The organism is Psychrobacter sp. FME13, from assembly GCF_014861395.1.
Classification (GTDB): Bacteria; Pseudomonadota; Gammaproteobacteria; order Pseudomonadales; family Moraxellaceae; genus Psychrobacter.
Genome location: NZ_RRYV01000111.1, coordinates 1 through 10,116, shown reverse-complemented (window position 1 = coordinate 10,116; position 10,116 = coordinate 1). Strand labels below are relative to the sequence as shown.

The window sequence follows — 10,116 nt, the reverse complement described above, 5'->3', positions numbered from 1 at the left end:
AGTGCCATTCACTTAGTTTCTTGTGTCGTTTGGCTTAATTGATGACACGCCCTAGTTCATATGCTTTATCAATTGATGCTAGCTGCCCTAATTTGACATCATTAATAATTACATCTGTATGTAACTTCCACTGCTCAGGAATAGTTAGATGTACATCACTAGAACCTGAATCTTCTGTAATGATTACTTTCATAATTGGATACTCGATATATTTATCAAGTGACTCCAATGTACGTTTAAGCAAATCGAACCTTCCACAACTGGTAATTACTAACGTAATGTCACTACTATCCGAAAACTGCATAAACTTACTCAACTTTATCAAGGTAAGGGAAACTCAGAGTAATTACTTGTATTATTGTTCTCAATAAAACTGCCTTTGTTTGACTGTATTACATCAAGTTAATTAATATTATTTATATAGACACTATCAATTATGAATCTGCATTTATAAGCATTAGTATTTATTTTTCTATGCATAATAAGTAATGAATTTATAATACTAATGAATTAAACAATAAAAATTCAGAAAAACTAAATATATTAGACCTATTACAAAAGCACCATTTTATTGACTTCTGCTCACAAAGTAAAGGGATAGAAATGACTTATGCACGAGATCTATTTATGTGTTTTTATAAGAATATAATGCGTTATATGATACTAAGTACGGAGCTCGGTATCATATAACATTTTAAAAAAAATTACACTCAAAAAAAAAGCTAAGACTCATATAAATCTTAGCTCTTTTATATAAAAGTTTCTAACTATTCTAAACTTAGGATTAATCAATAAAACTTAACCAATCCATATACTGCTCATTGCGACCATGTACCACATCGAAGTACAAGCTTTGTAGCTTCTCAGTCAACGGACCACGACCACCATTGCCGATAGTACGGTCATCGTATTCACGAATCGGGGTCACTTCGGCAGCCGTACCTGTCATAAAGATCTCGTCTGCTAAATAAAACTCGTCACGAGTGATACGGCGCTCAACGACTTTGATACCTAAGTCGTCAGCAAACTGAATGATCGTACGACGGGTGATACCGTCAAGCGCACCACCGCCCAGATCTGGCGTATGTAGCACGCCGTCTTTGACCAAAAACAAGTTTTCGCCTGCGCCTTGGCAGACATAACCTTGTGGATCCATCAGGATAGCTTCATCGTAGCCATTGCGGGTGACTTCTTGGTTGGCCATGATAGAGACAGGATAGTTGCTCGAGGCTTTGGCTTTACACATGGTCACATTGGTCATGTGGTGGGTAAATGATGAGGTTTTGACACGGATACCGTTTTTGATGCCTTCATCACCCAAATAAGCGCCCCAATGCCATGCTGCGACCATGGCATTGATACTGTTATCACGTGATGATAGGCCAAGTTTTTCTGCGCCAACCCAAATCAGCGGACGGATATACGCCTCTGCCAAGTTGTTTTGTTTGACCACGTCTTTCTGGGCTTGCTCAAGTGCCGCTGCGTCAAAAGGCACATCCATCTGAAAAATCTTCGCTGAGCCCATCAAACGCTCAGTGTGCTCTTTTAGGCGAAAAATCGCTGTACGGTTGTCAGCAGTTTGGTAAGCGCGAACCCCTTCAAATACTGCCATGCCATAATGTAGGCTATGGGTCAGTACGTGAACATGGGCGTCCGGCTGCTCGATCATCGTGCCATTCATCCAAAGCTTACCTTCTTGTGTTGCCATATTCATTTTATAGTCCTTATGCTAGCGCTGACGTCTAACTTTTTTAAGTAGGTTTTGTTTAACAGTGATTATCAACCATATATGATACCACCACCGCATCTATTTTTATGGTAAAAAATGCATCTTGGTTGTGAAAATTGGTTTAAGAAAACCAATTGTCAATTTTTTATAAGTAGTTTGTACATTGTCTCAATGCTCAAGGCGTATCCTCGGCATCATCCACCCCCATCAAGTGCTGCCACTGATCTTGCACCAGTGCGCGCGTTTCCTTCCATAGCGATTCATCGACCAATAGCGACTGCTCGGATAGTGCCAACTGATGGGTGGCCGCGCGTATTCTGAGATAAGCATCGGTCAAGTCTTGGCAAACTTGCGCTTCCCAAATTCCTAGTAATGCAACCTCTTCAAAAATCCGAACGTTGTCGCTCCATTTGGTCAAGCTTGGGTACTCATGTGAGTAGGCCAATACGGCAAACTGTGCCAAAAACTCAATATCAATGATGCCGCCAGCATCTTGTTTCAGATGGAATTTACCAGCGTGCTGTTTCCACTGGCTGGTGCCTAGATGCTTTTGCATTTTAATACGCATACTGGTGACTTCACTACGCACTTGCTCTAGCGTACGCGGTAATGCCAGCACATTTCGTCGAATGTCATAGAAGCGCGCCATGACTCTTTTATCTCCACAAACTCCCCGCGCCCGCACCAATGCCTGATGTTCCCACGACCAGGCTTTATCCATCTGATACGTCTCAAAAGCATTACAAGACACAACCATCATGCCTGCATTACCTGAAGGGCGCAGACGCATATCAATCTCATAAACACGACCATCTCGAGTTTGCGTATTGAGGTAGTTCATCAATTTTTGTACCAAGCGCGCAGCGAACTTCATACCGCTTACAGACTTTTCACCTGTGGTCATGCCTTGTTCTTTAATTTTATGTAAAAACACCAAATCCAAGTCTGAAGAATAGGACAGCTCTAACCCGCCAAGTTTACCATAACCAATAATAGCAAATCCACAATTGGCTTCAGTCACAGGGTCGCCGTCTTGGCCAATAGGATAGCCATAGCGGCTGACAATCTCTGAAAAAGCACGCTCTAATGCTGCCTCTAATACCACTGCTGCGATATAAGTTAATGAATCAGATACTTTCATAATAGGACGTTCAGCCAATATATCGCTAGCAGCCACCGCCAATATTTGGTTCTTTTTAAACAGTCGTAAGACGCTGAGCAGCTTTTCTTCATCATGAGGTTCTACACGTAATAACTGTTGACGCAGAATATCACGCAGCTCAGCCTTATCAGGTAAATGATGGTAGCGCTGCTGTAAGAAAGTATCTAGCAGTACAGGATAGTGTGCCAACTCTTTTGCAATCCAAGGACTCGCTGACAGCATCGGAATGAGTTCAGTTGTTGCATTTGGGTTTTCTGCAATCATTACTAAATAAATAGAACGGCGACAAATCGCTTCGAGTAAGGAGATGAGACGTGGCAACGCCGTGTTGGCCAATTGCTGCTGATCTTGATGTGCCAATAGCGCATGGACAATCACAGGATATGCATCATCTAAACGCTCTCTTGCTTCGTCACTTAAGTTTCCGACCAGTTTTGACTGCCAAAAGCTTTGTAGTAGCTCACGGTTTGTTTGTGTGAGCACTTTGTTTAAGCGTGTAATCTGCTCATCAAGATCTTCTGGCTCAAGGCTTTCATCGTCTTGATCTGGTACTTGCCGTTCAATTACCATCTTCTCAAACGGTACATTTACATTATTTCGATGCTGATTGAGTGTGTGCAACAAGGCTTTCCAATCCTCAAAACCCAATGTGATAGCCAGATTATGTTGCCAATGTGGATCCTGTGGTAAGCGTTGTGTTTGCTGATCATTAATCGCCTGAATTGCATGCTCAAGTCGACGTAAAAAGCGATAAGCTGCTTGTAGATGCCTATAAGTTACAAGCTCTAAATACTTGAGCTTATATAATACCTGCATCGCTTCTAGACACGACTTCACTTGTAATTGAGAATGCCTACCACCATAAATCAACTGAAACGCTTGTACGATAAATTCAATATCCCTAATACCACCTGCGCCAAGTTTGATATTATCCAAATCTTCACGTTGTGCCACTTGGTTTTGGATGAGAGATTTCATCTCTCTCAGTGCTGAAAAAGCACTGTAATCAACATAATAGCGAAAAACAAATGGCTTAATAAGCGCTTGTAACTCATCATAAAACGGTTGTTCTAGCTGCCCTACTATTCGCGCTTTTAGCCATGCAAAACGCTCCCAAGCTCGTCCATGTCGACAAAAATACTTTTGTAGTGCTGACAGATGAATGGCCAAATCACTACCATCGCCCCATGGACGCAGACGCATATCAACACGAAAGACGAACCCATCTGCTGTGTTATGATCCAACAACTTGATAATACCTTGACCAAGCCTAGTCATAAAACGCTTATTATCTATACTACGTGTACCTTTGGCTTTATCCCCATTGGTTTCACCCAGTGCTTGATGCACAAAGATAAGATCGATGTCACTCGATAAATTCAGCTCATGAGCGCCAAGCTTACCCATAGCCATGATAGCCATATCATCAATTTGAACCTGACCTTTATCATCAATAAAAGTCGGTTCGCCATATTGGTCAATCAAGTTTTGATAGGTATAATCTTTAGCAAACGAGATACAGCCAGCTGCAAACTCAGAGAGCTCATCAGTTAATTGCTCAAGTTTAATCACCTGCAAAGCATCTTGCCATATCCAACGCATCATAAGTAAGGTGCGCAAATGACGTAGCCCTCTCATTACCTTAACTTCATCAGCAAGTTGATAATTCTCATCCAACGTATAGTCTTGTATCAGATCGTCAATCTGCTGCCGCGTTAAAGTCTGATCTAATGGGTAACTTCGTAAAAACGTTTGGCAAGAGACTGTACGTCTCTCCCAAATCTGATATGCAAACTCGCTAGCTGTTTGCAATACTTGCAGCTGATCTGCTGTAGGCTGACTATCTGTACCATGGATCTCACGTGAAGACGTAGCAGGTAACATAGGTAAATAAACTCCTTGCTTGGAATGATAAGACTACGTGAACCTAGCGCATAATATTAGTGTTTTTTCTTATGAGGTAGTCACCGCATCGGACAACCATACTAATATATGCCAGTATTTAATATAAAACCACTTTTAATAACACTGACTCTATTTGCTTTTGAACGCTTTATGGTAGCATAAACCACTTTAGCATTAATGACTGATAAGACTTACTATGGCAACCACGACTCCTTTACTCCTGATTACCGCTGACCCTAGTCAGCCGCTTAACGCTCTAGCGCTACGCTATGCTCATGCCTATCTCAAAAACATCTTAAATCAGGAAGATATAAATAGTAATAAAAAATTAAATGTCTTTTTTTACGGCGACGGTGCCCATACCGCCAACCGCTTGCGGTGGCAGTCAGCAGATCAGGTCGATTTGACCAAAGCATGGCAGCATCTTGCGGATCAGTATCAATTGTCACTACCAGTCTGTGTCAGTACCGCACTTAGCCGCGGTATTAGTGACACAGACAACAGTACACGCCATCAACTCAATGGTGATAACCTTGCTACTGGTTTTTCACTGGTCGGATTGAGTGAGCTTGCTATGATGATGCAAGATAACTGTCGTCTGATACAGTTTTAACAGAACACTGTTTTGAGACAAACCTCTTAGATAACCTAACCGTGACGATAATAAACCGTCAAGCGACCAATCAGATTAGGATTTAATCATGAAACTATTAATTCAGTTGCAGACACCGACTGAAATAGCCAGTTACGAAGGCTGTGCACTCGCCCTAACACTGGCGACCTTTGGTCATGAAGTGCAACTATATTTGGATGCCCCTGTCTTTGGCCTACTGATGCAATCTGAATCACGTTTGCATGGCATGATTCAATCACTGGAGCTATATGATATGCCAGCGGCTTGGTTACCTGATGATGTCTTTAGTGGCTGGGTCACTGGCATGCTACCAACCGACCTGGCCTCACAACTGACCCTGATACCAGAAATCGTCAACTCACAAGATTTTGAACAAATACTGACTTTTTAATTGATCAGATAGGATTAAAGTAAATGGCAACGTTATATCAATTACACAGCACAATAGACACACTTAGACGCAGTGTCGATGAGATGTCACGTACATGGCACTCAGGTGACAGCATTGTATTACTTGGCACGACCGTCGCTTTTATAGACTGGCTAGACGCCTATCTGGGCGATATCAATATTGAGGATATTGCTGGTATTTACGCACTGGCCGATGACATCTCACAACTATCTGTTGATACAACTGACAAACTGAGGTTGCCTAGCAAGCTAAGCGGCGTCTTAACAGATAATGAATGGGTCAACCTGACTCAAGACAAACAATTTGATAAAGTCGTGACTATTGCCTTATGAATAACGATAATGCTACTACTCCTACAAAACCACCTCATGACATTGAAATTAGTGTTGAATTAGATCATGACGGTCATCTGTGTGACCATACTATCTGGACACCTGATATCGCACAGCAGCTGGCTGACACGCTAGACGTACATTTAGAGACCGAGCATTTAGAGGTTTTACAGCAGGTACGAGCGTTTTTTACTAAATTTAATCATGCGCCCGCAACACGGCCGCTGATAAAATGGCTACAAAAAACGCTACCTGAACACGATATTAGCAATCAAAAATTACAGCAGCTATTCAAAACAGGTTTGGTCGCCCGTCATGTCAATCGTCTAGCAGGTTTACCAAAACCGCCTAATTGCTTGTAACACGCTCTATAGTCGATTCAATTTAAAAGTAGTACCAAGCGATCGAGTGTAGACGTATATTTAATGCTTCAAACGAGGCTAACGCTATAATCATTTTATGCTGTAGTCATTTTATGCTTTAATTGTTGTATAGCGCAATGACGATAACATTGGCAACACTATTTTGGATCGTATACCGTCAACGTCTCATAACCCACGCTACGTCCTTCATCACCACCAAATCCTTGCTGACGCCATATTTCATATAGACATATCGCCACGCTATTTGACAAGTTCAAACTGCGTGAATCGGCTAGCATTGGTAGTCTCAACCAATTATCACTACCAATGTCTGCTCGTATATCATCTGCAAGACCTGCCGTTTCTGAGCCAAACACCAATGCGATATTGGGCATCAATGCCACATCTGATGACCCACTTGCCTGCTGCCCACTAAAATCATAATCGTAAAATGGTTTACTCAATTTGGTGGTCAATGCCGTAACGACATGACAGTCAGCAGTTTGCAATGCCTGTCTGGCGGCCACCCAATCATCATGTACTTGCAGATGTGCATACTCATGATAATCCAAACCTGCACGGCGTAGTTTTTTATCATCAAGCTCAAACCCTAACGGCTTGACTAAGTGCAATTGTGCGCCACTATTGGCACACAAGCGGATAATATTACCCGTATTACTAGGCATTTTGGGTGCTACCAATACAATATGAATGGTCATGCTAACTACTCCGTAAGTGGTCAAGGCTTATTATTTATGTTTATTGTCAATGAGTTATCGAAAGTTACAGTTTACTGCCAATAATTACATTTTGATACTGTGCAACGTTTTTAACTTTCACTATGATGTCTGTAACGGATAGCAAGATAGTTATTACTTATAATTATCTCTCTATTCAATAAACCCTCAGTAAGGCTTAAGCAAAATGCTTAACACCACTGTTATTATTTATAAACAATTTATTTTGAGGATATTATTATGAAAAAAGTAATCATCGCATCTTTGACAGCTATGTTTGTACTAACTGGTTGCAACACTTTTAAAGGTTTGGGTCAAGACGTATCAAGCGCTGGTAATGCAGTTACTGGCGGCGCACAAGACGTTCAAGATAAAATCTAATTATTAATATATAGTTGAGTTCAAATAATTTCGATACAAGGAAACCGAGTGCAAGCGATACATTAGTATGGTTAGCGAGGATGACGATGTAGCGGATTTATCTGGATTTGACTATAATAGATTTTTAAAAGGCTTATCATTTATTTGGTAAGCCTTTTTTATTGATGCTTATATTCCACTGATTTTTTCTGAAAGGCTATCAATATATAAAGTAAAAATGGTAAAAAACAACCAAGTGTAGATATGTATTAAATCACTCAAACAAGCTTAACACTGTCACATTTCTATAGCGGATAAACTATAACACTATAAAAACTCTCTTAATATCTGATTGAGATAACGCTGTCCCAATTCTGTTGGCTGTAACCACGCCCTACTGTCTGTCAGTAATCCTTGTGCCACCAGCTTATCTATGGATGAGGCAATGTCATCACGCTTTCGTCCTGTTCTCTCTTGAAATAACGACCAAGCAACGCCGCCATGTAAGCGCAGCGCATTTAGCATAAACTCACTGACCAGCTCATTATTGTCAATTTTTTTCCAACCGACCATTTTGGGTGCATTTTCATTTGCTTTAGAGCAATCGGTAACATCCTGATAGCTCACATAATCTTTAGGCAGCCGTGACTTGCTAAAACGGTAAATACCAGCATCTACTAACCTTTCATTTTCATTCATTTCTGATGCGTTATTCGCTTTATGACTCATCGTTGTTCTGCGACTAACGGTTACTTTGCCATGAGCACCCGCACCAATGGCAAGATAATCACCGAATTGCCAATAATTGACATTGTGACGGCACGGCTGATCAGATCCACCTGCCCAAGCGGACACCTCATAATTGTGATAGCCCAGTTGTTGCAATAGCGTCTGACCTGCTTGCTCAATATCTGCCAAATTGTCTTCGTCTGGCAAAATAGGCTGACTACGATAAAATACGGTATTAGGTTCTATCGTCAGTTGATACCAAGAGATATGAGTTGCACCTGCATCATGTGCCATTTGAATATCGTTTAATGCTTCAGCCATCGCTTGCTGTGGCAACCCATGCATCAAATCGACATTGACACGCTCAAACCCAGCAGCGCGTGCAGCATGAATCGCAGACAACGCCTGATCAGGATTATGTATACGTCCCAATGCTACCAATTTATCAGCAGCAAAGCTTTGCACACCTATCGACAAACGGTTGATACCGACGTCTAAATATTGCGCAAAAGGCGCATGCTCTAATGTGCCTGGATTGGCTTCCATGGTGATTTCTATATCATCAGCAAACTTCAAGATACGTTGCAAGCCAGAAAATAGTCGCCGATACTGGGCAATAGGTAATAGCGATGGCGTGCCACCACCGATAAATATCGAGCTAATTTCTCTTTTTTGGGTTAAAGGCTGCTGCATGTTCGCGTCTGATAGCAATGCATCGACATACTCATCATACATCGATACCTGACTATCTATCGGCAGCTCATGCGAGTTGAAATCGCAATAAGGGCACTTTTTTACACACCACGGAATGTGAATATATAGCGCTAATGGAATAGCACTGACTTCTATCGCATTGGCAGTAGTGTCATTAGAGATGTCTATCTGCTGTAAATCGTTAACGATATTGATATTTGACATAAAAATATTTATCTATAAGTACGTTGCTGCTGTCATTAGCAGAAAGTAGCGCTAGGATAACGGCTAAACTCATTAAAAAAAAGACTCTCTTAAAGAAAATCCCTGCAATAACAAAACCAGTAACAAACACTCATACTAACTACGCTTTCTTATTGGCAGAATGGCTACCACTAAAACGACTGTCACCGGCTAACGGCTGATTAATGTTCAACACACCCTAACAAAACCATAATAATTAACAGGATAATAATATGGCTTACTGGTTAATGAAATCCAATCCAAAGTTTTTTGGTATTAATGACTTGCAACGTTTGGGCACAGATGGCTGGGATGGCGTACGTAATTATCGTGCTCGTAACTTTATGCGCGATGATATGAAAGTCGGTGACCAAGTGATTTTTTATCATTCTAGCGCCAAACCGTCAGGTGTGGCTGGCATCATGACTATTAGCAAAGCGGGATACCCCGACCCGACTCAGTTTCATCCTGAACATCGCCATTACGACCCTATCGCCACCGAAGAGGAACCACGCTGGTACATGGTCGATGTTAAGTTTGAACATGCCTTTACCGATGTTATACCACTCTTAGAGCTTAAATTTTTACCAGCACTCGAAGACTCGTTATTACTGAGAAAAGGCTGTCAGCAGCTCACCGTTATTCCGCTAGAGCCAAAGCACTGGCAAGCGATTATGAACATGGCTGAAACACTAGAACTAATATGATCCAAGTTCATATTTACCTTTCTCTATGATGGTCTATACCGACTACCATTGGACACTAGGGCGTGTCCCTAATCTGGAAAAGTAAGTATAAAGCCTTTAAAATAAAGAGAC

Annotated in this window: 11 protein-coding genes; 6 read left to right on the top strand and 5 right to left on the bottom strand. The window is 41.4% G+C overall.

Features of this window, described 5'->3' with window-relative positions; genetic code table 11:
• Positions 1–34 precede the first annotated feature (34 nt).
• From EI164_RS11795 to glnE, 3 genes are all read right to left on the bottom strand, one after another.
• A complete protein-coding gene (locus EI164_RS11795; protein WP_192520153.1) occupies positions 35–325 on the bottom strand; it encodes a hypothetical protein in 291 nt (96 codons plus the stop codon).
• A gap of 459 nt (positions 326–784) precedes the next feature.
• Positions 785–1,714, bottom strand: coding sequence for a branched-chain amino acid transaminase (locus EI164_RS11790; protein ID WP_192520152.1), 930 nt, complete (start codon positions 1,712–1,714; stop codon positions 785–787).
• A 190-nt stretch (positions 1,715–1,904) separates the two neighbouring features.
• Complete coding sequence (glnE, locus tag EI164_RS11785; protein WP_192520151.1) at positions 1,905–4,775, bottom strand: bifunctional [glutamate--ammonia ligase]-adenylyl-L-tyrosine phosphorylase/[glutamate--ammonia-ligase] adenylyltransferase; 2,871 nt, start codon at positions 4,773–4,775, stop codon at positions 1,905–1,907.
• 217 nt (positions 4,776–4,992) lie between these two features.
• Here glnE and tusD point away from each other — a divergent pair, with 217 nt between their 5' ends.
• The 4 genes from tusD (at position 4,993) to EI164_RS11765 (ending at position 6,536) form a co-directional block, all read left to right on the top strand.
• Complete coding sequence (tusD, locus tag EI164_RS11780) at positions 4,993–5,409, top strand: sulfurtransferase complex subunit TusD (RefSeq protein ID WP_192520150.1); 417 nt, start codon at positions 4,993–4,995, stop codon at positions 5,407–5,409.
• 88 nt (positions 5,410–5,497) lie between these two features.
• A complete protein-coding gene (locus tag EI164_RS11775; RefSeq protein ID WP_192520149.1) occupies positions 5,498–5,821 on the top strand; it encodes a hypothetical protein in 324 nt (107 codons plus the stop codon).
• A 23-nt stretch (positions 5,822–5,844) separates the two neighbouring features.
• Positions 5,845–6,174, top strand: a complete 330-nt coding sequence (locus tag EI164_RS11770) for a hypothetical protein (protein WP_192520148.1) — start codon at positions 5,845–5,847, stop codon at positions 6,172–6,174.
• Complete coding sequence (locus EI164_RS11765; protein ID WP_192520147.1) at positions 6,171–6,536, top strand: TusE/DsrC/DsvC family sulfur relay protein; 366 nt, start codon at positions 6,171–6,173, stop codon at positions 6,534–6,536. Before EI164_RS11770 ends, EI164_RS11765 begins: the two co-directional genes overlap by 4 nt.
• Positions 6,537–6,694: 158 nt before the next feature.
• On the opposite strand, the gene EI164_RS11760 is transcribed toward EI164_RS11765, so the two are convergent.
• Positions 6,695–7,255, bottom strand: a complete 561-nt coding sequence (locus tag EI164_RS11760) for a tRNA (cytidine(34)-2'-O)-methyltransferase (RefSeq protein WP_192520146.1) — start codon at positions 7,253–7,255, stop codon at positions 6,695–6,697.
• 258 nt (positions 7,256–7,513) lie between these two features.
• On the opposite strand from EI164_RS11760, the gene EI164_RS11755 reads away from it, so the two are divergent.
• Positions 7,514–7,654, top strand: coding sequence for an entericidin A/B family lipoprotein (locus tag EI164_RS11755; RefSeq protein ID WP_101204419.1), 141 nt, complete (start codon positions 7,514–7,516; stop codon positions 7,652–7,654).
• A gap of 306 nt (positions 7,655–7,960) precedes the next feature.
• Here the strand turns inward: EI164_RS11755 and hemW are convergent, their stop codons facing one another.
• Positions 7,961–9,280 carry a radical SAM family heme chaperone HemW gene (hemW, locus tag EI164_RS11750; protein ID WP_192520145.1) on the bottom strand — a complete coding sequence of 440 codons (1,320 nt, stop codon included), beginning with the start codon at positions 9,278–9,280 and terminating at the stop codon, positions 7,961–7,963.
• Between the two features lie 251 nt (positions 9,281–9,531).
• Here hemW and EI164_RS11745 point away from each other — a divergent pair, with 251 nt between their 5' ends.
• Positions 9,532–10,005, top strand: coding sequence for an EVE domain-containing protein (locus EI164_RS11745; protein WP_192520144.1), 474 nt, complete (start codon positions 9,532–9,534; stop codon positions 10,003–10,005).
• The last annotated feature ends 111 nt before the right edge of the window (positions 10,006–10,116 follow it).